The following is a 21,913-nucleotide window of genomic DNA, read 5'->3' as shown; positions in this document are numbered from 1 at the left end:
CCGTTTTGATGGGGGTCGCACTCCCTGGGTGGTGGTTACCTGACCAGTGCACTCCCCAACAACTTTGCCCTGATTGTTAGGGGCTCTTCAGTGTGAAAAAAAGCCGTGAATAGCCAACGACCTGTAAACCTAGACCTAAGGACCATCAAACTCCCCATCACCGGCGTAACGTCATTCCTGCACCGTGTATCCGGCATCATCCTGTTTCTTGGCCTGGGCATCATGCTTTATGCATTGAGCAAATCCCTGGGTTCGGAAGAAGGGTACGCCGAGGTGAAGGCATGCTTGACCAGTCCGCTGGCCAAATTCGTCGCCTGGGGCCTCCTGTCCGCTCTGCTTTATCACCTTGTGGCCGGTATTCGCCACTTGATCATGGACATGGGTATCGGTGAGACGCTGGAAGGCGGCAAGCTGGGCTCGAAAATCGTCATCGCCATTTCCGTGGTGCTGATCGTTCTGGCGGGAGTTTGGATATGGTAACCAGCGTTACGAACCTGTCGCGTTCGGGCCTCTATGACTGGATGGCGCAACGTGTGTCTGCGGTTGTTCTCGCGGCTTATTTCATCTTCCTGATCGGGTACCTCGCGGCGAACCCTGGCATTGGCTACGCCCAATGGCACGGCCTGTTCGCTCACAACGGGATGCGCATCTTCAGTCTGCTGGCCCTTGTAGCCCTGGGCGCTCACGCCTGGGTTGGCATGTGGACCATCGCGACCGACTACCTGACGCCAATGGCGCTGGGCAAGTCCGCGACAGCAGTACGGTTTCTCTTCCAGGCAGTATGCGGCGTTGCGATGTTCGCTTACTTCGTCTGGGGTGTGCAGATTCTTTGGGGTATCTGATTCATGGCTAACACAGTTAATACGCTTTCATTCGACGCCATCATCATTGGCGGCGGCGGTGCCGGCATGCGCGCTGCGCTGCAACTGGCCCAGGGCGGTCACAAGACTGCCGTGATCACCAAGGTGTTCCCGACCCGTTCCCACACCGTTTCGGCCCAGGGTGGCATCACTTGCGCCATCGCCTCTGCCGATCCAAACGATGACTGGCGCTGGCACATGTACGATACCGTCAAGGGTTCCGACTATATCGGTGACCAGGACGCTATCGAATACATGTGCTCCGTAGGCCCGGAAGCGGTCTTCGAGCTGGAACACATGGGTCTGCCGTTCTCCCGTACCGAACAGGGTCGCATCTACCAGCGTCCGTTCGGCGGTCAGTCCAAAGACTTCGGTAAGGGTGGCCAGGCCGCTCGTACCTGCGCCGCAGCCGACCGTACCGGTCACGCGCTGTTGCACACCCTGTACCAGGCCAACCTGAAGGCCGGCACCGTATTCCTCAACGAATACTACGGCGTCGACCTGGTGAAGAACGAAGACGGTGCCTTTGTAGGCATGATCGTTATCTGCATCGAAACCGGCGAAACCTCTTACGTGCGGGCTAACGCCACCGTATTGGCGACCGGCGGTGCAGGCCGTATCTACTCGTCCACTACCAACGCCCTGATCAACACCGGTGACGGTATCGGCATGGCCCTGCGTGCAGGCGTTCCGGTACAAGACATCGAAATGTGGCAGTTCCACCCCACAGGCATCGCCGGCGCCGGTGTACTGGTTACAGAAGGTTGCCGTGGTGAAGGTGGTTACCTGATCAACAAGAACGGCGAGCGTTTCATGGAGCGTTATGCTCCGAACGCCAAAGACCTTGCCGGTCGTGACGTTGTAGCCCGTTCCATGGTTAAAGAGATCATCGCCGGTAACGGCTGTGGTCCTGATGGCGACCACGTAATGCTGAAACTCGATCACCTCGGTGAAGAAGTTCTGCATAGCCGTCTGCCAGGCATCATGGAGCTGTCCAAGACTTTTGCCCACGTTGACCCGGCTGTTGCGCCGATCCCGGTTGTTCCAACTTGCCACTATATGATGGGCGGCGTTGCCACCAACATTCATGGCCAGGCGATCACCCAGGACGCCGACGGCGTTGACCAGATCATCCCTGGTCTGTTCGCGGTAGGTGAAGTGGCTTGCGTATCGGTTCACGGTGCCAACCGTCTGGGCGGCAACTCGTTGCTCGACTTGGTGGTATTCGGTCGCGCCGCCGGCCTGTTCCTGGAGCAGACCCTGAAGGAAGGCGTTGATTACGCTCGTCCACGCCAGTCCGACATCGACGCTGCCCTGGCACGTCTGGATGGCCTGAACTCGCGTACTGACGGCGAAGACGTTGCTTCCCTGCGCAAAGAGCTGCAAAGCTGCATGCAGAACTACTTCGGTGTGTTCCGTACCGGCGAATACATGCAGAAAGGTATTGCCCAGTTGGCTGACCTGCGTAAGCGCATCGCCAACGTCAAGATCAACGATAAGAGCCAAGCGTTCAACACCGCTCGTATCGAAGCCCTTGAGCTGCAAAACCTGCTGGAAGTGGCTGAAGCAACTGCCATCGCCGCAGAAGTTCGCAAAGAGTCCCGCGGCGCTCACGCCCGTGAAGACTTCGAAGAGCGCGACGACGTTAACTGGCTGTGCCACACCCTGTACTTCCCGGGTGACAAGCGCGTAGCTAAGCGTGCCGTGAACTTCTCGCCAAAAACAGTCCCTACGTTTGAACCAATGATTCGGACTTATTAAGGGTGGCCGATATGTTGAAAGTCAGTGTTTATCGCTACAACCCTGATCAGGACGCCGCGCCGTTCATGCAGGAATTCCAGGTCAATACCGGTGGTAAAGACCTGATGGTGCTGGACGTACTGGCCCTGGTTAAAGAGCAGGACGAAGGTTTCTCCTATCGTCGCTCTTGCCGTGAAGGTGTCTGCGGTTCCGACGGCATGAACATCAACGGCAAAAACGGCCTGGCGTGCATCACGCCGCTGTCTGCCGTGGTCAAAGGCAACAAGCTGATCGTTCGTCCACTGCCAGGTTTGCCGGTTATCCGTGACCTGGTCGTCGATATGAGCATCTTCTACAAGCAATACGAAAAGGTTAAGCCATTCCTGCTGAACGACACTCCGGCTCCGGCCATCGAGCGCCTTCAGACGCCGGAAGAGCGCGAGAAGCTGGACGGTCTGTACGAGTGCATCCTGTGCGCTTGCTGCTCGACTTCCTGCCCGTCCTTCTGGTGGAACCCCGACAAGTTCCTGGGCCCAGCTGCCCTGCTGCAAGCGTACCGCTTCCTGGCAGACAGCCGTGATACCAAGACTGCCGAGCGTCTGGCTTCACTGGATGACCCGTTCAGCGTATTCCGCTGCCGCGGGATCATGAACTGCGTCAACGTATGTCCTAAAGGCCTGAACCCGACTAAGGCCATTGGTCACGTACGTAGCATGCTGCTGCAAAGCGGCGTGTAACCGACGTTGTAGTAAAAGCAGGACCGTTGTGCCCGTAGATGCTACGGCGCAGGCTTCAACCGGCGCCGTAGTTTTAACTTGAGCAGCGACTTACAAAGACGCGGCTCTTATTTTGAAGAAATGAGACAAGCAGGGGCATTCGGGTTGGTACCCGAACTATCAGCGTGATCCTAAGTGGCTTGTTTTGGTCGCTGCACTTGGCCTTTTGCAAGCAAACTCGGTGTTTTCGCCGGTGGTGTCCCCAAATCGAGGGTGACCAAGCATGCAAGAAAGCGTGATGCAGCGCATGTGGAACAGCGGCTATCTTTCAGGTGGTAACGCTGCCTATGTGGAAGAGCTTTATGAGCTCTACCTGCACGACCCTAACGCTGTGCCAGAAGAATGGCGCACCAAATTTCAGACGTTGTCTTCAGACGGCAACGCTGCCACCGATGTATCGCACGCAACAATTCGCGATCAGTTCGTGCTGCTGGCAAAGAACCAGCGCCGCGCCCAGCCGGTTTCTGCCGCAAGCGTGAGCAGTGAGCACGAGAAGAAGCAAGTTGAAGTACTGCGACTGATCCAGGCCTACCGTATGCGTGGCCACCAGGCAGCCCAGCTTGACCCGCTGGGGCTGTGGCAGCGTCCTGCACCTGCAGACCTGTCGATCAATCATTACGGCTTGACCAATGCCGATCTTGATACGACCTTCCGTGCCGGCGACCTGTTCATCGGCAAAGAGGAAGCGAGCCTACGCGAAATTCACGAAGCGTTGCAGCAGACATATTGCCGCACCATCGGTGCCGAATTTACGCACATCACTGATTCCGAGCAGCGCCACTGGTTCCAGCACCGTCTTGAAGGCGTGCGTGGTCGCCCGGTGCTGTCTGCGGACGTCAAGAGCCACTTGCTCGAGCGCGTCACTGCAGCGGAAGGCCTGGAAAAATACCTGGGCACCAAATACCCGGGCACCAAGCGTTTCGGCCTGGAAGGCGGCGAAAGCCTGATCCCGATGCTCGATGAGCTGATCCAGCGTTCCGGTTCCTACGGCACCAAGGAAATCGTGATCGGCATGGCCCACCGTGGCCGTTTGAACGTGCTGGTCAACACCTTCGGCAAGAACCCGCGCGAGCTGTTCGACGAGTTCGAAGGCAAGAAGAAGGTCGAGCTGGGTTCCGGTGACGTTAAATACCACCAGGGCTTCTCGTCCAACGTAATGACCACCGGCGGTGAAGTTCACCTGGCCATGGCGTTCAACCCATCCCACCTGGAAATCGTTTCTCCAGTGGTCGAGGGGTCGGTACGTGCTCGCCAGGACCGTCGTAATGACTCCACCGGTGAGAAGGTCCTGCCGATTTCCATCCACGGCGACGCGGCATTCGCCGGTCAGGGCGTGGTCCTGGAAACCTTCCAGATGTCGCAGACTCGCGGCTTCAAGACGGGCGGTACGGTTCACATCGTCATCAACAACCAGGTGGGCTTCACCATCAGCAACCCGCTGGACGCACGCTCTACCGAGTACGCGACCGACGTTGCCAAGATGATCCAGGCGCCGATCCTCCATGTGAATGGTGATGATCCGGAAGCCGTGTTGTTCGTGACCCAGTTGGCCATCGATTACCGCATGCAGTTCAAGCGTGACGTGGTCATCGACCTGGTCTGCTACCGTCGTCGCGGTCACAACGAAGCGGATGAGCCTAGCGGCACCCAACCGTTGATGTACCAGCAAATCACCAAGCAGCGCACCACCCGTGAACTGTATGCCGATAGCCTTATCAAGGCCGGCGTGGTGGACGATGCACGTGTTCAGGCGAAGATCGATGAATACCGCAACGCGCTGGATAACGGTCTGCATGTAGTAAAAAGCCTGGTTAAAGAGCCGAACAAAGAGCTGTTCGTTGACTGGCGTCCGTACCTGGGCCACGCCTGGACTGCGCGTCACGACACCTCGTTCGATCTGAAAACCCTGCAGGAACTGTCGGCCAAGCTGCTGGAAATTCCAGACGGTTTCGTCGTACAGCGCCAGGTTGCGAAGATCTACGAAGACCGTCAGAAAATGCAAGCCGGCGGCCTGCCGATCAACTGGGGTTACGCTGAAACCATGGCGTACGCGACCCTGGCGTTCGAAGGTCACCCGATTCGCATGACCGGCCAGGACATCGGCCGCGGTACGTTCTCGCACCGTCACGCTGTGTTGCACAACCAGAAAGACGCGGGTACCTACATCCCGTTGCAGAACCTGTACGAAGGCCAGCCACGTTTCGACCTGTACGATTCGTTCCTGTCCGAAGAAGCCGTACTGGCGTTCGAATACGGTTACTCGACCACCACGCCTCAGGCGCTGGTGATCTGGGAAGCCCAGTTCGGCGACTTCGCCAACGGTGCCCAGGTGGTTATCGACCAGTTCATCACCAGCGGCGAGCACAAGTGGGGCCGTCTGTGCGGTCTGACCATGCTGCTGCCACACGGTTATGAAGGTCAGGGTCCGGAGCACTCCTCGGCCCGTCTGGAGCGTTACCTGCAATTGTGCGCCGAGCACAACATTCAGGTGTGCGTGCCGACTACCCCGGCCCAGATCTACCACTTGCTGCGTCGCCAGGTGATCCGCCCGCTGCGCAAGCCGCTGGTAGTGCTGACCCCGAAATCGCTGTTGCGTCATAAATTGGCCATCTCGACCCTGGAAGATCTGGCGGATGGTTCGTTCCAGACCGTTATTTCAGAAATCGACACCCTGGACGCGGCCAAGGTCACTCGCCTGATCCTGTGCAGCGGCAAGGTTTACTACGACTTGCTGGAAAAACGCCGTAGCGAGGGCCGCGAAGACATCGCCATCGTGCGGATCGAGCAGCTTTACCCGTTCCCGGAAGACGACCTGATGGAGGCCATCGCGCCTTACACCAACCTCACCAATGCGGTGTGGTGTCAGGAAGAACCGATGAACCAGGGCGCTTGGTACAGCAGTCAGCATCATCTGCGTCGCAGCATCGGCAACCACAAACAGGCCCTGGGCCTGGAGTACGCCGGTCGTGATGCTTCTGCTGCACCTGCGTGTGGTTATGCGTCGATGCACGCCGAACAGCAGGAAAAACTGCTGAAAGATGCTTTCACTGTTTAACGCCTTCGCGCTGACTGAAACCGAATTTTAAGGACCCACAGATAATGGCTATCGAAATCAAAGCCCCGTCATTCCCGGAATCGGTTGCCGATGGCACCGTTGCCACCTGGCACAAGAAACCAGGCGAGGCCGTCAAGCGTGACGACCTGATCGTCGACATCGAAACCGACAAGGTCGTGCTCGAAGTGTTGGCTGAAGCTGACGGCGTGCTGGGCGCAATCGTTGCCGAAGAAGGCGCTACCGTTCTGTCGAACCAGGTTCTGGGCTCGATCGAAGAGGGCAGCGCTGCTGCCGCTGCTCCTGCTGCCGCCGCTCCTGCACCGGCCGCTGCTGCCGCAGCTCCAACTGCTGCACCGGCTGCGGGTGGCGAAGATCCAATCGCTGCACCGGCTGCACGTCAGTTGGCTGATGAAAACGGCATCAACCTGGCTTCCATCAAAGGCACCGGTAAAGACGGCCGTGTGACCAAGGAAGACGTGGTTGCCGCTGTTGAAGCCAAGAAAAACGCTCCAGCTGCCGCGCCTGCCAAGGCTGCTGCCCCGGCTGCCGCTGCTCCTGTGTTCGCCGCTGGCGACCGCACCGAGAAGCGCGTACCGATGACCCGCGTGCGTGCCACCGTGGCCAAGCGCCTGGTTGAAGCACAGTCGAACATGGCGATGCTGACCACGTTCAACGAAGTCGACATGACCGAAGTCATGGCCCTGCGTTCGAAGTACAAAGACCTGTTCGAGAAGTCCCACAACGGCGTGCGCCTGGGCTTCATGTCGTTCTTCGTGAAAGCGGCCACCGAAGCGCTGAAACGCTTCCCGGCAGTCAACGCTTCCATCGACGGCAGCGACATCGTTTACCACGGTTATGCTGACGTCGGCGTTGCCGTGTCCAGCGACCGTGGCCTGGTGGTACCGGTTCTGCGTAACGCCGAACTGATGAGCCTGGCTGAAATCGAAGGCGGCATTGCCAACTTCGGCAAGAAAGCCCGTGACGGCAAACTGACCATCGACGAGATGACCGGTGGTACCTTCACTATCACTAACGGTGGTACTTTCGGTTCGATGATGTCGACTCCGATCGTCAACCCGCCACAAGCTGCGATCCTGGGCATGCACAACATTCTGCAGCGTCCTATGGCGATCAACGGCCAAGTGGTTATCCGCCCGATGATGTACCTGGCGCTGTCGTACGATCACCGCCTGATCGATGGTAAAGAAGCCGTGACTTTCCTGGTGACCATCAAGAACCTGCTGGAAGACCCGGCTCGTCTGCTGCTGGATATCTGATAAAGCGGCGGTGCGCCGCACCACCCGGTCTGCCGCAAGGCAGGCCGGAGTGCGGCTCACGGCTTGAAGCTTTTAGCTAAAGAGGATTTTTTTTCATGTCGCAGAAATTTGACGTTGTAGTGATTGGCGCAGGCCCTGGCGGCTACGTTGCCGCCATCAAGGCCGCACAACTGGGCCTCTCGACTGCTTGCATCGAAAAATACACCGACAAGGAAGGCAAACTGGCTCTGGGCGGTACTTGCCTGAACGTTGGTTGCATTCCTTCCAAGGCGCTGCTGGACAGCTCCTGGAAATTCCACGAAGCGCAAGACGGTTTTGCCATCCACGGCATCAACCACGCTGGCGTTACCATGGACGTGCCAGCAATGGTCGGCCGCAAGGCCAACATCGTTAAAGGCCTGACTTCCGGCGTTGCTACCCTGTTCAAGGCCAACGGCGTTACTTCCCTGCAAGGCCACGGCAAACTGCTGGCCGGCAAGAAAGTTGAAATCACCAAGCCTGACGGTTCGGTAGAAGTCATCGAAGCCGAGAACGTGATCCTGGCTCCAGGTTCGCGTCCAATCGACATTCCACCGGCTCCAGTTGACCAGAACGTGATCGTCGATTCGACCGGCGCCCTGGAATTCCAATCGGTTCCAAAACGTCTGGGCGTGATCGGCGCTGGCGTGATCGGCCTGGAGCTGAGTTCGGTCTGGTCCCGTCTGGGTTCCGAAGTGACCGTCCTTGAAGCCCTGGACACGTTCCTGCTGGCTGCCGACACCGCAGTGTCCAAAGAAGCGTTGAAAACCCTGACCAAACAAGGTCTGGACATCAAGCTGGGCGCTCGCGTTACCGGCTCCAAGGTTAACGGCGAAGAAGTCGTCGTGACCTACACCGACAAGGATGGCGAAAAAACCATCACTTTCGACAAGCTGATCGTAGCCGTTGGTCGCCGTCCGGTGACCACTGATCTGCTGGCTTCCGACAGCGGCGTGAACATCGACGAGCGTGGCTTCATCCACGTTGACGATCACTGCGCTACCACCGTGCCGGGCGTCTACGCCATTGGCGACGTGGTTCGCGGCATGATGCTGGCGCACAAGGCTTCCGAAGAAGGCATCATGGTTGTCGAGCGCATCAAGGGTCACAAGACCCAGATGAACTACGACCTGATCCCATCTGTTATCTATACCCACCCGGAAATTGCATGGGTCGGCAAGAACGAACAGCAGTTGAAAGCTGAAGGCGTTGAAGTTAACGTCGGCACCTTCCCGTTTGCCGCTTCTGGCCGTGCCATGGCAGCCAACGACACCGGTGGTTTTGTCAAAGTCATCGCTGATGCCAAGACTGACCGCGTATTGGGCGTCCACGTGATTGGCCCGAGCGCTGCAGAACTGGTTCAGCAAGGCGCAATCGGTATGGAATTCGGCACCAGCGCCGAAGACATCGGCATGATGGTTTTCTCCCATCCGACCCTGTCTGAAGCGCTGCACGAAGCCGCGTTGGCAGTGAATGGCGGCGCCATCCACATCGCCAACAAGAAGAAGCGCTAAGCGAGATAATAAGAAACCACGGCGGTTGCCCGTCGTGAGCCTTGTGCGCAAGACTCACCGCGGAATATCCGCTGGACGCAGTCTTGCGCAGTTTCACCACCCAGGGTTCAGGCCTTTGGTGGTTTGACTGTGCAAGCAGCAGTCACAGGTGGCGCGGCACTCAATAAAGAGCGCAGCGCCGAATGCGCAGTACCTAACGAAGACGGTAATAAGCATGAATCTTCACGAGTATCAGGGTAAGCAGCTGTTCGCTGAGTACGGCCTGCCAGTATCCAAGGGTTACGCAGTAGACACCCCGGAAGCAGCAGCAGAAGCTTGCGACAAAATCGGCGGCACCGAGTGGGTTGTCAAAGCCCAGGTTCACGCTGGTGGTCGCGGTAAAGCGGGCGGCGTTAAGCTGGTTCGCAGCAAAGAAGACGCCAAAGCCTTCGCTCAGCAGTGGCTGGGCAAGCGTCTGGTGACTTACCAGACTGATGCCAATGGCCAGCCAGTCACCAAGATCCTGGTTGAATCGTGCACTGATATCGCTAAAGAGCTGTACCTGGGCGCTGTCGTTGACCGTTCGAGCCGTCGCATCGTGTTCATGGCCTCCACCGAAGGTGGCGTGGACATTGAGAAGATCGCCGAAGAAACCCCAGAAAAAATTCTGAAAGCCACTATCGATCCATTGGTTGGCGCTCAGCCATTCCAGGGTCGCGAGCTGGCATTCCAGTTGGGTCTGGAAGGCAAGCAAGTTGCCCAGTTCGCCAAGATCTTCGTAGGTCTGGCCAAACTGTTCCAGGATCACGATCTGGCCCTGCTGGAAGTGAACCCGCTGGTGATCAAGGCTGACGGCGATCTGCATTGCCTCGACGCCAAGATCAACATCGACGCCAATGCCATGTACCGTCAGCCTAAGCTGAAGACTTTCCACGATCCGTCGCAAGACGATCCGCGCGAAGCGCACGCTGCCAAGTTCGAACTGAACTACGTAGCCCTGGAAGGTAACATCGGTTGCATGGTCAACGGTGCTGGCCTGGCCATGGGTACCATGGACATCGTCAACCTGCATGGCGGCAAACCAGCCAACTTCCTCGACGTAGGCGGTGGTGCCACCAAAGAACGCGTTACCGAAGCGTTCAAGATCATCCTGTCCGACTCCAACGTCGCTGCAGTACTGGTCAACATCTTCGGCGGCATCGTTCGTTGCGACATGATTGCCGAAGGCATCATCGGTGCAGTGAAAGAAGTTGGCGTTAAAATCCCGGTTGTTGTTCGCCTTGAAGGTAACAACGCTGAACTGGGCGCTAAAGTACTGGCAGAAAGCGGTTTGAACATCATCGCTGCTACCAGCCTGACCGACGCTGCTCAACAAGTTGTCAAAGCTGCGGAGGGCAAATAATGAGCGTCCTGATCAATAAAGACACCAAGGTTATCTGCCAGGGTATTACCGGTTCGCAAGGTAGTTTCCACACCCAGCAAGCCATCGAATACGGCACCAAGATGGTCGGTGGCGTTACTCCTGGTAAAGGCGGCACCGAGCACCTGGGTCTGCCAGTGTTCAACACCGTGAAAGAAGCTGTAGCTACCACTGGCGCCACCGCCAGCGTGATCTACGTTCCAGCTCCTTTCTGCAAGGACTCTATCCTGGAAGCAGCATTCGGCGGCATCAAGCTGATCGTTTGCATCACCGAAGGCATTCCTACCCTGGACATGCTGGACGCTAAAGTTAAGTGCGACGAGCTGGGCGTAGTCCTGATCGGCCCTAACTGCCCAGGCGTGATCACTCCAGGCGAATGCAAGATCGGCATCATGCCAGGTCACATTCACTTGCCAGGTAAAGTCGGTATCGTTTCCCGTTCCGGCACCCTGACTTACGAAGCTGTCAAGCAGACTACTGACGCCGGTTTCGGTCAGTCGACTTGCGTCGGCATCGGCGGTGACCCGATCCCGGGTTCGAACTTCATCGACATCCTGAAACTGTTCCAGGAAGACCCGAAGACCGAAGCGATCGTGATGATCGGTGAGATCGGCGGTTCGGCTGAAGAAGAAGCGGCTGCCTACATCAAGGCACACGTGACCAAGCCGGTTGTTTCCTACATCGCTGGTGTGACTGCCCCTGCTGGCAAGCGCATGGGCCATGCTGGCGCAATCATCTCTGGCGGCAAGGGCACTGCAGACGAGAAGTTTGCTGCCCTGGAAGACGCAGGCGTTAAAACCGTGCGTTCGCTGGCAGACATCGGCAAGGCTTTGGCCGAGCTGACTGGTTGGGCTGTCAAGTAAGCCTCGCGCTTAACTGACGCTTCACCACACAAAGGCCACCTTCGGGTGGCCTTTGTGCATTCTGCAGGTTGGTAGAGATCAACATGTGGGAGCATTTCAAAATTTAAATATAAAAACGCGACATAAAAATGTCGCTTATCGGACAGTTCGCCCCGCAACAGTGCGTTTGACCCGCAAATTCGTTAGGCTAGCCGCCTCTTTATGCGTACGCATCCCAAAAGGAAGCCTCGCGCTAGACCGGTCGGTCCCCATCAGGACCGGCAGTATTTCCCTCATCCATAGGGAAGCCCTCTCTAAATTCCGATTCAGTAGTGTGGTATTTCCTCAAATGAAAGTGTTGAAAAGCCAGGACATCCTGGCGTTGGGCTTTATGACCTTTGCCCTGTTCGTGGGCGCCGGCAACATCATCTTCCCGCCTATCGTCGGTTTGCAGTCCGGGCCACATGTCTGGATGGCGGCGCTGGGCTTCCTGATCACCGCCGTCGGTTTGCCGGTGATCACCGTTGTCGCTCTGGCCAAGGTCGGTGGCGGCATGGACGCGCTGAGCAGCCCGATCGGCAAGATCGCCGGTGGCTTGCTGGCAGCGGCTGCCTACCTGGCCGTCGGCCCGTTGTTCGCCACCCCGCGAACCGCGACCGTGTCGTTTGAAGTGGGCCTGGCGCCGCTGACTGGTGAAAGCCCGCTGGCGCTGTTCCTCTACAGCTCGGTGTACTTCCTGTTGGTGTTCTTCATCTCGCTGTACCCAGGCCGTTTGCTGGATACCGTCGGTCGATTCCTGGCACCGTTGAAGATCATCGCCCTGGCCGTATTGGGCATTGCTGCCTTCGCCTTGCCGGCCGGTGATGTGGGGGTTGCCACCCCTGAATACGTCGCTGCGCCATTCTCCCAAGGCTTTATCAATGGTTACCTGACCATGGATACCCTGGGCGCCCTGGTGTTCGGCATCGTGATCGTCAACGCGATTCGCTCCCGTGGCGTCGAGTCGCCGAAGCTGATTACCCGCTACGCGATCATTGCCGGGCTGATTGCCGGCGTGGGCCTGGCGCTGGTGTACATCAGCCTGTTCCGCCTCGGTTCCGGCAGCCATGAAGTGGCCGCCGGTGCCGCCAATGGCGCCGCCGTGCTGCACGCTTACGTCCAGCACACCTTCGGCTCCCTGGGCAGCGGCTTCCTCGCCGTGCTGATTTCCCTGGCGTGCCTGGTGACCGCTGTAGGCCTGACCTGCGCCTGCGCCGAGTACTTCAGCCGTGTGTTGCCGCTGTCCTACAAGACCCTCGTAGTGATCCTAGCGGTGTTCTCGCTGTTTGTGTCCAATCTGGGCCTGACCAAGCTGATCGCCTTCTCGATCCCGGTACTGACCGCGATCTACCCGCCGTGCATCGTGCTGGTGGCCCTGAGCTTCTGTAAGGACTTCTGGCAGGAGCAGGGCCGGATCGTCGGCCCGGTGATGCTGGTGTCGTTCATCTTCGGCTGCATTGATGCGCTGAAGGGCGCTGGCCTGGCAGACTGGATGCCATCGCAACTGGCTCACCTGCCGCTGAGCGAGCAGGGCCTGGCGTGGCTGGTGCCTTCGGTGATGACCCTGGTCGTTGCGGTAGTGGTTGACCGTCTTCTGGGCAAGCGTAGCGAAGCGATCGCTTAACGCCTCTGGTCCTGCCGTAATCGAAAAGCCCCGGAACAAATGCTCCGGGGCTTTTTTATGCGCGGTGTCAGGACAAGCTGCCTGTTTCAGGGGATCGGGAGTTTGCTCTTTGTCGAACCCACTCCCATGTTTTTCAAATATTCCTGGGCAGGCTTCAAATCGCTTTGTTTAGGTAGATAGTGTCCAGATACATTGGAAAGGTGGGTTTTTCCCATGCGGTCTTTCCTTATGTAGCCTGCGCTGATCACCTGTTCTGATTGACCAGTGCCAGCGCCGATTTCCGCAATGGCAGGGTGGGATAACCATTTTGGCGGCACACCTTTGTCGATATTGCCGACGATCAGTTGGTTGTCTTGCGTGAAGACGAACTTGCTGACGGTATTGGGCTTGGATACAACGTTCAGGTCCTCCGGCTTTGTGATCGACACCAGTTCCGCTCGGGGAGCTCTGGTGTTCAATGCCCCGCCGGCCAGATGTTTCTCGGCATTCAGGTCACGAGCTTTGGTATTGGCCAACACTGGAAGTGTTTTTTGAGACGACGACGTTGATTGCCAACTGCCGGCATTGGAAGAGCTGCTTGGAGACAGTAAGTTTTCAGGCAGTTTGACGTCTCTCTGCAAAGCAGTTGGCGCCCTGAACACCGGGCGCAACGGTGTTTTTCGAAGCAGCGGGAAACCTGACGCCGCCATGGCAAAGTCCGAATAGACAGCGCCCCATCGGCCCGGCTGGGTAAGTAGTTTAGGCAAGCTTCGGCCGGGAACGCGCAGGGCTTTTAAGGCGGCTTTGGAGAGCCTGTTGACGGCGGAAACTCCTTTGGTGACAGGGATCAGGTCCAGTATTAACGTTGCCACTTCACCGGCAAATACCAACTGGTTGGTAGCGCTTTGGGCCGCTACTTCAGTGCTCGTGGTGAACTGGGCACCGGCTTTGGCTGCGACCAGGGCCACGTTTTGCGCGTAGAGATGGTCGCCGAGGGAGCCTTTGATCGGTTTGAGTGCAATACCGGCTTCATGGTCGACTGCCAGCTGCTTCAGAATCATGCTGACCGGGTGTATGAATAGTTTGTCGTGAGTCGAGTACTTGTCAGCCGGCGAGACCCGGCGGTCCATATAGGTTTGCCACTCGGGCTTGGCCAGCAAAGCGTGAAGCTGGCCTTGGCTGACTATTTCCCTGAAGACACGTCCGTCGGGAGCATCCGGGCTGTATAGCACCAACGATGGATGGTCGGTCGGCTTGATGACCAGCATGCCTTGAATCGGCTTTCCATCCCTGATGACACTATGGGAGATGATTGAGGATCCATTCACAACGGGCCATTTTGTGGGATCTGTATGCTCTATCGTTGCGTTGATCCACTGTTCTGCGATTTTTTGCCTGTTCAGATAGGCTTCCGGGTCCAGGGAGGTCAATAAAGCGTCCTTGGCCAGGCTCGCCCGTTGGTTTTGCTTCCAGGCACTGCGCAATGCGACGGCCTCTCCCGATGTGGCACTCGGGTCCAGCTTTTCACCGAGCAAGGTCAGGTATTTGCCACCCACATCGGTGGGTTTGATCAGTTCCTCAAGCCACTGCGTGTCCAGCGTTATGCGTTTTCCGTCTGCACCGACCACGTGCGCTTTCCAGGTTGTCTGGGTCGACAGTAGTGGAGAGCCAGCGTCCCAGGCCGAGGTGTTCCTGAGGGCCAGATCGGTCAGCGTTATCATTTCGGTGGTAGGAGGCAAAGCGACACGAGGAAGCGCAGCCAGCCCAAGGTGGACTGTTTTTTCTCTCGTTACCCAGACCATGAGCTTGTCGGGGTCGATGTCCTCCTTCGGGTATCGCTTTTGTAATTTGTCTTTCAGTGCCTGAACCAGCAATTCTTTTGCAAAATGTCCCAGGGAGGGAAGCTTCTCCAGCAGCGGTTTCAGGCGGGCAAAACTCGACTGCTCTGCCTGCTCCAGGTCCCGGTAGTGTGCTTCCTGCCCTGGGGTCAGTTCTTTGAGCCATGGCGGCTGGAGCTTTTCCATTAATTTTTCGTTGCGTGCGAGCATGGCATTGCTGCCATCAAAGTGCAGCGACAGGTCGGCGGCGTCATTGATATCCGTGACGATTGCGGGATCGAGCAAATTCCCGGTGCCTGCTTTGTCAGGCGCGGCGGTGAAGGCGTACTGCAGCGTTTCCTTGACCTCGTCTGCCTGGCGTTTCATCAACAGCGGCAATGCCTGGGCCACCACGTCGCCCGATACGGGAGCGAACCCCAACATCAAGTCATTCCCCCATTGTGGATTGCGACTGTGCTGCACCGACAGCGGCAAACTTTTCAGCAGCACGCTGGCTTTCTCGTCATCGTCATTGATCCGGTGTAACAAAGCTTCACGGGCATCAGCCGGGGTCGCGAACTCTTCGAAACCGTCGCAGGGGGTGTAAAGCACAACCGGCCCGTTAGGTGCGTCGAGCGCGATAGTCCGGATGTCCGTTGCTGTGTACGGCGCGTCAGCCGACGACCCGTCTTTACTGGTGATAAGGAAGCAACCGGCTAAAAGCGCACCATTGGTAGTGTTGTCATCAATCCTGATGGGGTACACCCCCGGCCGACTGCCTGATGCAAATGCACCTTCGCGTGCTGCAAGGGTGGGAAACTGAAACGCAGTGTCGACCAGTTGTTTGGCGGGATGGCTAAGTGTTCCATCTTCAACGCGTAGTGCAGCCTCTGTAGAGAGCATCTGCCGGTGCAAGGCCAGCAACTGCTCTTGTCGCGGCGCTTGGAGGGCATGGCCTGAGGGTGGTTTTTTCCAATAGCTGCTGAGTGCGATGGGCAGCCGGGTCGCAATGTTCCGGGCGATCGTGAGCAATGAACATCGGGGCTCGAGCTTGCGCTGAGCACCTCCGCCTGGTGCATCGATATAAAAAGCGGCCTCGGTTTCTTTGTCAGGCGAACCTGTGAGCGCGTTCAGGTTCACTTCCATGATCTTGTCAAACAGTGCCTGGGACAGCGTTTGGCGATCTCCTTCGGGCTGTTGCCGGTAGGTTTTGACGTGAATTGAATTCGGTTCAATTGATTCGAACTCGGGAAAGGCTTTTTTCAACTGGACCTGAACAAACCGATGGAATGTCGTCTGGTGGCTAAGCAGTTCTGTGATCTGTTTGTTCAGTTTCGTGTGCTGGTCAATCAATTGGGATTGGACGGTGGTTGTGGCAGGGCGGTTGCTATCCGCGACGACAGGCGTTATGCCGCGCACAGTGGGCGCGACGAAATCATTGTGATTCAAGCCCGCTGGATGAGGCTGCGTAACGGGTCGCGATGACGGCTGAGCGGGCGCCGTCGGTTTGCTGATGGGCGGCGGGGCAACGGGTGGGGTGGATGCCGGACTGGAGAGCTGGGAGGGGGCGAGCATGGTGGTTCTATCTCTGAAGTAGCATGGCATTCCCTTCTATTCCAGCGATGGCGGAGCTCCGTACCCTCGGGGCGTCAATTGAGTGATTCAAAGTGTGGGGCTGGTTCCTTGGGCTGATTAAGGCTTAGTCCGATTTTTCGCACTTTACTGGGCTGATAAAAGCAGCAGACAAAGTAAAGCCCGCACTTGGCGGGCTTTACTTTGCAACATGGTTTTTCAAACCACGGTGTTCAAGTCGTCAGACTCAAGAACCGGTTGCAGGTGCTGCTTCTTTCGCGGCTGCGTTGTTCGATTCCTGCTGGGCTTTGGCAGCTTCAGCGTTTTCTTTTGCAGCGTCGTTCACTTTATCCTGAGCTTCACTCATTTTTTCTTGAGCTTGTTCAGCATGTTGGTTGGCATCCTGAGCTTTGTCCTCGGATTTTTTATCGCAGGCAGCGAGGCCGAGGGCAGCGGCCAACATCAAGGAAATAGCTAAAGTCTTGCGCATGGGGTGTTTCTCCTTATTGAAGATATCTACTGGCCTTTCGAGCCTATGCCCAACGCTTAGTTCCTTAAATCTCACAGATATATAAGACGTTTTTCCAGGGAACTTTCACTAGGGTTGTCTATTTCGTCGGATCCACACTAATAAGAGTCTTTAACGAATGACCGAAAATCTTCTTTTGTCCCGTGCCACACGCTTCGTTTCAGCCTTGCGCCACTGTCAGGTGCTGGGTATCCAGGTCCATGCCGCCAGTGAAGACGGCATGACCCTGATACTGCCTTATGGTCCGCATATCGTGGGTGATCCGCTGACCGGAGTGATCCATGGCGGCGCCCTCACATCGTTGATGGACACCGCTTGCGGCATGGCCACCTTGTGTGTGCTGCCGGAGTTCGAGGTTTGCCCGACCCTGGACCTGCGCGTCGATTACATGCACCCGGCCGAACCCCACAAGCCGGTATTCGGTTTTGCCCAGTGCTACCGGGTGACCACCGACGTGATCTTCACCCGCGGCTTCGCCTATCAGGACGACCCGCAGCAACCCATTGCCCATGTGGTGGGCACCTTCATGCGCATGGGCAAGCGCCTCAAGGGCAGCCAGGGCCTGGGCAATTCGATCAAGGGAGAACAGCCATGAAGCATCAGTTCAAGACCCGTCTGCAGCAAGCCCATGAACGCGGCAACTATGAGGCGCTGCTCAACCTGATTCCCTACGCCAAGCTGATCGGCATCGAATGCACGCGGCTGGGGGACGAATTGCTGTTCCGCATGCCAGCCAACAAGGACAACATTGGTAACCCGATATTACCGGCGATCCATGGTGGGGTGATCGCAGGCTTTATGGAGCTGTCCGCAGCCTTGCATTTGCTGGTTTTTACCGGTGCACCTGGCGTCCCCAAAATCATCGATTTCTCCCTGGATTACCTGCGCGCCGGCCAGTTTCGCGACACTTACGCCAAATGCCAGGTGTGGCGCCAGGGCCGACGGGTGGCCAATGTGGCGATTACTGCCTGGCAAAGCACCCCGGCCGAACCGATTGCCACCGCCCGTGCGCATTTCAAGATTGAGGAATCGGCCCGCCCTTGAAATCCTGGTCTTAGCCCCCAACTTTGATGACAACCCGCCGCCAACCCTCAAGGGCGCGGCCACTGCCATCCAATTGGAGTTTGATGACCATGAGTGTGGAAACTCAAAAGGAAACCCTGGGCTTCCAGACCGAGGTGAAGCAACTGCTGCACCTCATGATCCATTCGCTGTATTCCAACAAGGAAATTTTCCTTCGCGAATTGATCTCGAACGCCTCTGACGCTGTCGACAAATTACGTTTCGAAGCCCTGTCCAAGCCTGAGTTGCTGGAAGGCGGCGCGGAACTGAAAATCCGTGTGAGCTTCGACAAGGACGCGAAAACCGTCACCCTCGAAGACAACGGTATCGGCATGAGCCGCGACGATGCGATCACCCATCTGGGGACCATCGCCAAATCCGGCACCGCTGATTTCATGAAAAACCTGTCGGGCGACCAGAAGAAAGATTCGCACCTGATCGGCCAGTTCGGCGTGGGCTTCTACTCGGCCTTCATCGTTGCTGACAAGGTTGAAGTATTCAGCCGCCGCGCCGGCCTTGCTGCCAGCGAAGGCGTGCACTGGTCTTCCAAGGGCGAGGGCGAATTTGAAATCGCCACCGTCGACAAGGCAGACCGTGGTACCCGCATCGTGCTGCACCTGAAGTCCGGTGAAGACGAGTTCGCCGATGGCTGGCGCCTGCGCAATATCATCAAGAAATACTCCGACCACATCGCTTTGCCGATCGAACTGCCGAAAGAACAAGCGGCGGCCGAAGGCGAAGAGGCGCCTGCCCAGGAATGGGAAGTGGTCAACCGTGCCAGCGCCCTGTGGACCCGTCCTCGTACCGAAGTCAAAGACGAGGAATACCAGGAGTTCTACAAGCACATCGCCCACGACTACGAAAACCCGCTGAGCTGGAGCCACAACAAGGTCGAAGGCAAGCTGGAATACAGCTCGCTGCTCTACGTCCCGGCCCGTGCGCCGTTCGACCTGTACCAGCGTGAAGCGCCGAAAGGCCTGAAGCTGTACGTGCAGCGCGTGTTCGTGATGGACCAGGCGGAATCCTTCCTGCCGTTGTACCTGCGCTTTATCAAAGGCGTGGTCGACTCCAACGACCTGTCGCTGAACGTGTCGCGGGAAATCCTGCAGAAAGACCCGATCATCGACTCGATGAAGTCGGCGCTGACCAAGCGTGTCCTCGACATGCTGGAAAAGCTGGCGAAGAACGAGCCTGAGCAATACAAGGGCTTCTGGAAAAACTTCGGCCAGGTCATGAAAGAAGGCCCGGCAGAAGATTTCGCCAACAAGGAAAAAATCGCCGGCCTGCTGCGTTTCGCATCGACCAACGGTGATGATGGCGAGCAGAACGTTTCCCTGGCCGAATACCTGGCTCGCGCCAAGGAAGGTCAGGACAAGATCTACTACCTGACCGGCGAAACCTACGCTCAGGTCAAGAACAGCCCGCACCTGGAAGTCTTCCGCAAGAAAGGCATCGAAGTGCTGCTGCTGACCGACCGGATCGACGAGTGGCTGATGAGCTACCTCAGCGACTTCGACGGCAAGAGCTTTGTTGACGTCGCCCGCGGCGACCTGGACCTGGGCAACCTGGATTCCGAAGAAGACAAGAAAGCTGCCGAAGAAGTGGCCAAGTCCAAAGAGGGCCTGGTTGAGCGAATCAAGACCGCCTTGGGCGATGCTGTCAGCGAAGTGCGGGTTTCCCACCGTCTGACCGATTCCCCGGCGATCCTGGCCATCGGCGAGCAGGACCTGGGCATGCAGATGCGTCAGATCCTGGAAGCCAGCGGCCAGAAGGTTCCGGACTCCAAGCCGATCTTCGAATTCAACCCGGCTCACCCGTTGATCGAGAAACTCGACGGCGAGCAGAGCGAAGAGCGGTTTGGCGACCTGTCGCACATCCTCTTCGACCAGGCAGCCCTGGCTGCCGGCGACAGCCTGAAAGACCCGGCCGCTTATGTGCGCCGACTGAACAAGCTGTTGGTTGAACTGTCGGTTTAACACCGTTGTAGAAAAACCCGCTTCGGCGGGTTTTTTCGTTTTAGAGCCTTTCACCTGGAGTAAATGATGAGCCAAATCACCGTGCGTTCCGTGGTCTATCAGATTGATGGCCAGTCTTATGAAAGTCGCCTGGCATTTGATGCCAGTCATAAGGGCCCGCTGCCAGGGTTGTTAATGGCGCCGAACTGGATGGGTGTCAGCGCCGGCGCTGAAGAGATCGCCAGGAGCGTAGCCAGCAAGGGCTACGTGGTGCTGCTCGCCGACCTGTACGGGCAAACGGTTCGCCCGTCGAACGGCGATGAAGCAGGCGCAGCAATGATGCCGTTGAAGAACGACCGGGTGTTGCTGAACAAGCGCATGCAGGTCGCGCTTGATCACTTGAAAACCCAGACCGAAGCCGCGGTGGATACCTCGAAGCTGGCAACCTTCGGTTTCTGCTTCGGTGGTTGCTGCTCCCTGGAGCTGGCGCGTACCGGTGCTCCGTTGAAAGCGGCAGTTTCGTTCCATGGCAGCCTCGACACACCGACCCCGGCCGACGCGAAAAACATCAAGGGTTCAGTGCTGGTGTTGCACGGCGCTTCCGACCCGTTGGTGCCGAAAGAGCAACTGCCGGCGTTTGAAGATGAAATGAACGCGGCCGGTGTGGATTGGCAATTGCTGAGCTACGGCGGTGCGGTGCACTCGTTTACCGACCCGCACGCGAACGTGCCGGGCAAGATGATGTATGACGCGAAGACCGCTGCACGAGCCTTCCAGTCGATGCATAACTTGCTGGATGAAGTGTTCAAGGGCTGATAGTTCGGTTGCCTGAGCTGGCCCCTTCGCGAGCAAGCCCGCTCCCACATTTCGACCGTGTACTTCCTGAAGGAACGCGGTCGAAATGTGGGAGCGGGCTTGCTCGCGAAGGCTATTTCATAGGCAATAAAGCGCTTAAGCCTTACCTTCAGGCAACTCAATCCGCTCGGTTTCCCCCGGCACTGTCGGCCAATCCCCAGCCGCCCAACGCTGCCGAGCCTGCTCGATCAACGCCGGATCACTCGCCACAAAATTCCAGTTAATCCGCCGTGGCCCATCCAGCGCCGCGCCGCCGAACACCACCAGATGGCAATCGGTCTCGGCAAACAGCGCCATGCTTTCGCCTGCCGGCAACACCACCAGGCTATGCACCTCCAGCACCTCGCCCTCCAACTGCGCCTCACCCTCCAGCACATACACTGCCCGTTCCGCATGCTCATCCGGGATCAGCAGCGTCGTAGCCGTCTGCATCCGCACTTCGGCATACAGCGTGGGTGACAACACCGGCACCGGAGACTCCAGGCAAAAGCCGCTGCCGGCAATCAGGCGAATCTGCACGCCCAGGTTGTCACTGACCGGCAAGCTGGCGGCGGGGTGATGGCTGTAATGCCCAGGTCCTTGCTCATGTTCCCTGGGCGAGGCCAGCCACACTTGCAAGCCGTGCAGGTTGAAACCACTGGCCTTCAACGCCTCAGGGCTGCGTTCAACGTGGGCAATGGCGCTGCCGGCTGTCATCCAGCTGACATCCCCGGCCTTGACCACCTGGTCGGAGCCGAGGCTGTCCTTGTGCAGGAGTTCGCCTTCAAACAGGTAGGTCAGGGTGGAAAGGCCGATATGCGGGTGCTGGCGAATATTCATGCCGGTGCCCGGGGCATAGCGGGTTTGCAGCATGTGGTCGAAAAACACGAACGGCCCGACGCTGCGGCATTGCCTGGACGGCAGCGGGCGCAGGATCGTTTGGCCTTCCACATCTTCGGCACGCGGGCGAATCACGGTCACTGTGGTCATGGTGCATCCCAGTCTGAGCGGGTTAGATGGC

Annotated in this window: 17 protein-coding genes; 14 read left to right on the top strand and 3 right to left on the bottom strand. The window is 57.7% G+C overall.

Annotation, left to right across the window (positions count from 1 at the left end):
• The first annotated feature begins 105 nt into the window (after window positions 1-105).
• From sdhC to brnQ, 10 genes are all read left to right on the top strand, one after another.
• The gene (gene sdhC, locus ACA046_RS23530; RefSeq protein ID WP_008433998.1) at window positions 106-480 is read left to right on the top strand and encodes a succinate dehydrogenase, cytochrome b556 subunit; all 375 of its coding nucleotides are present in this window, start codon (window positions 106-108) and stop codon (window positions 478-480) included.
• Complete coding sequence (gene sdhD / locus ACA046_RS23525; protein WP_003210573.1) at window positions 474-842, top strand: succinate dehydrogenase, hydrophobic membrane anchor protein; 369 nt, start codon at window positions 474-476, stop codon at window positions 840-842. The genes sdhC and sdhD overlap by 7 nt, the downstream gene beginning before the upstream one ends.
• A gap of 3 nt (window positions 843-845) precedes the next feature.
• Window positions 846-2,621 carry a succinate dehydrogenase flavoprotein subunit gene (sdhA, locus tag ACA046_RS23520; protein ID WP_076015223.1) on the top strand — a complete coding sequence of 592 codons (1,776 nt, stop codon included), beginning with the start codon at window positions 846-848 and terminating at the stop codon, window positions 2,619-2,621.
• 11 nt (window positions 2,622-2,632) lie between these two features.
• A complete protein-coding gene (locus ACA046_RS23515) occupies window positions 2,633-3,337 on the top strand; it encodes a succinate dehydrogenase iron-sulfur subunit (RefSeq protein WP_076015224.1) in 705 nt (234 codons plus the stop codon).
• A 262-nt stretch (window positions 3,338-3,599) separates the two neighbouring features.
• A complete protein-coding gene (locus ACA046_RS23510) occupies window positions 3,600-6,431 on the top strand; it encodes a 2-oxoglutarate dehydrogenase E1 component (protein ID WP_459022825.1) in 2,832 nt (943 codons plus the stop codon).
• Between the two features lie 44 nt (window positions 6,432-6,475).
• Window positions 6,476-7,708: a 2-oxoglutarate dehydrogenase complex dihydrolipoyllysine-residue succinyltransferase gene (gene odhB, locus ACA046_RS23505; RefSeq protein ID WP_497675093.1), complete on the top strand. Its 1,233-nt coding sequence runs from the start codon at window positions 6,476-6,478 to the stop codon at window positions 7,706-7,708.
• A gap of 95 nt (window positions 7,709-7,803) precedes the next feature.
• The gene (lpdA, locus tag ACA046_RS23500; protein WP_497675092.1) at window positions 7,804-9,240 is read left to right on the top strand and encodes a dihydrolipoyl dehydrogenase; all 1,437 of its coding nucleotides are present in this window, start codon (window positions 7,804-7,806) and stop codon (window positions 9,238-9,240) included.
• A gap of 214 nt (window positions 9,241-9,454) precedes the next feature.
• Window positions 9,455-10,621, top strand: coding sequence for an ADP-forming succinate--CoA ligase subunit beta (gene sucC / locus ACA046_RS23495; RefSeq protein ID WP_003210567.1), 1,167 nt, complete (start codon window positions 9,455-9,457; stop codon window positions 10,619-10,621).
• Entirely contained in the window at window positions 10,621-11,502 is an 882-nt protein-coding gene (gene sucD / locus ACA046_RS23490) for a succinate--CoA ligase subunit alpha (RefSeq protein ID WP_076015228.1), read from the top strand. Before sucC ends, sucD begins: the two co-directional genes overlap by 1 nt.
• A gap of 328 nt (window positions 11,503-11,830) precedes the next feature.
• Window positions 11,831-13,144 carry a branched-chain amino acid transport system II carrier protein gene (gene brnQ / locus ACA046_RS23485; RefSeq protein ID WP_167663599.1) on the top strand — a complete coding sequence of 438 codons (1,314 nt, stop codon included), beginning with the start codon at window positions 11,831-11,833 and terminating at the stop codon, window positions 13,142-13,144.
• 86 nt (window positions 13,145-13,230) lie between these two features.
• Here brnQ and ACA046_RS23480 read toward each other — a convergent pair whose 3' ends face one another.
• Window positions 13,231-16,389, bottom strand: a complete 3,159-nt coding sequence (locus ACA046_RS23480) for a dermonecrotic toxin domain-containing protein (RefSeq protein ID WP_497675091.1) — start codon at window positions 16,387-16,389, stop codon at window positions 13,231-13,233.
• Window positions 16,390-16,759: 370 nt separating this feature from the next.
• Window positions 16,760-17,002, bottom strand: coding sequence for a hypothetical protein (locus tag ACA046_RS23475; RefSeq protein WP_010166269.1), 243 nt, complete (start codon window positions 17,000-17,002; stop codon window positions 16,760-16,762).
• 157 nt (window positions 17,003-17,159) lie between these two features.
• Between ACA046_RS23475 and ACA046_RS23470 the strand changes: the two genes are divergently transcribed.
• The 4 genes from ACA046_RS23470 to ACA046_RS23455 all read left to right on the top strand — a co-directional run bounded on the left by ACA046_RS23470 (window position 17,160) and on the right by ACA046_RS23455 (window position 20,874).
• Window positions 17,160-17,636, top strand: coding sequence for a PaaI family thioesterase (locus tag ACA046_RS23470; RefSeq protein ID WP_497675090.1), 477 nt, complete (start codon window positions 17,160-17,162; stop codon window positions 17,634-17,636).
• Window positions 17,633-18,085, top strand: a complete 453-nt coding sequence (locus tag ACA046_RS23465; RefSeq protein ID WP_497675089.1) for a PaaI family thioesterase — start codon at window positions 17,633-17,635, stop codon at window positions 18,083-18,085. The genes ACA046_RS23470 and ACA046_RS23465 overlap by 4 nt, the downstream gene beginning before the upstream one ends.
• 89 nt (window positions 18,086-18,174) lie before the next feature.
• Window positions 18,175-20,079, top strand: coding sequence for a molecular chaperone HtpG (gene htpG, locus ACA046_RS23460; RefSeq protein ID WP_003210561.1), 1,905 nt, complete (start codon window positions 18,175-18,177; stop codon window positions 20,077-20,079).
• Window positions 20,080-20,145: 66 nt separating this feature from the next.
• On the top strand, window positions 20,146-20,874 hold the full coding sequence (locus ACA046_RS23455; RefSeq protein WP_459022811.1) for a dienelactone hydrolase family protein: 729 nt from the start codon (window positions 20,146-20,148) through the stop codon (window positions 20,872-20,874).
• A gap of 135 nt (window positions 20,875-21,009) precedes the next feature.
• Here ACA046_RS23455 and ACA046_RS23450 read toward each other — a convergent pair whose 3' ends face one another.
• On the bottom strand, window positions 21,010-21,882 hold the full coding sequence (locus tag ACA046_RS23450; RefSeq protein ID WP_497675088.1) for a pirin family protein: 873 nt from the start codon (window positions 21,880-21,882) through the stop codon (window positions 21,010-21,012).
• Between the last annotated feature and the right edge of the window lie 31 nt (window positions 21,883-21,913).

It is taken from the genome of Pseudomonas sp. LBUM1641, from assembly GCF_059716235.1.
The sequence above is the reverse complement of the archived record's forward strand: the minus strand, read 5'-3'. Positions and strand labels throughout refer to the sequence as shown.

Coding starts and splice junctions, on each gene's coding strand:
- sucD (WP_076015228.1), top strand. CDS start 10,621: ATGAGCGTCCTGATCAATAAAGACACCAAGGTTATCTGCCAGGGTATT.
- htpG (WP_003210561.1), top strand. CDS start 18,175: ATGAGTGTGGAAACTCAAAAGGAAACCCTGGGCTTCCAGACCGAGGTG.
- ACA046_RS23470 (WP_497675090.1), top strand. CDS start 17,160: ATGACCGAAAATCTTCTTTTGTCCCGTGCCACACGCTTCGTTTCAGCC.
- lpdA (WP_497675092.1), top strand. CDS start 7,804: ATGTCGCAGAAATTTGACGTTGTAGTGATTGGCGCAGGCCCTGGCGGC.
- sucC (WP_003210567.1), top strand. CDS start 9,455: ATGAATCTTCACGAGTATCAGGGTAAGCAGCTGTTCGCTGAGTACGGC.
- ACA046_RS23515 (WP_076015224.1), top strand. CDS start 2,633: ATGTTGAAAGTCAGTGTTTATCGCTACAACCCTGATCAGGACGCCGCG.
- ACA046_RS23510 (WP_459022825.1), top strand. CDS start 3,600: ATGCAAGAAAGCGTGATGCAGCGCATGTGGAACAGCGGCTATCTTTCA.
- ACA046_RS23475 (WP_010166269.1), bottom strand. CDS start 17,002: ATGCGCAAGACTTTAGCTATTTCCTTGATGTTGGCCGCTGCCCTCGGC.
- sdhD (WP_003210573.1), top strand. CDS start 474: ATGGTAACCAGCGTTACGAACCTGTCGCGTTCGGGCCTCTATGACTGG.
- sdhA (WP_076015223.1), top strand. CDS start 846: ATGGCTAACACAGTTAATACGCTTTCATTCGACGCCATCATCATTGGC.
- ACA046_RS23455 (WP_459022811.1), top strand. CDS start 20,146: ATGAGCCAAATCACCGTGCGTTCCGTGGTCTATCAGATTGATGGCCAG.
- odhB (WP_497675093.1), top strand. CDS start 6,476: ATGGCTATCGAAATCAAAGCCCCGTCATTCCCGGAATCGGTTGCCGAT.
- ACA046_RS23465 (WP_497675089.1), top strand. CDS start 17,633: ATGAAGCATCAGTTCAAGACCCGTCTGCAGCAAGCCCATGAACGCGGC.
- ACA046_RS23450 (WP_497675088.1), bottom strand. CDS start 21,882: ATGACCACAGTGACCGTGATTCGCCCGCGTGCCGAAGATGTGGAAGGC.
- brnQ (WP_167663599.1), top strand. CDS start 11,831: ATGAAAGTGTTGAAAAGCCAGGACATCCTGGCGTTGGGCTTTATGACC.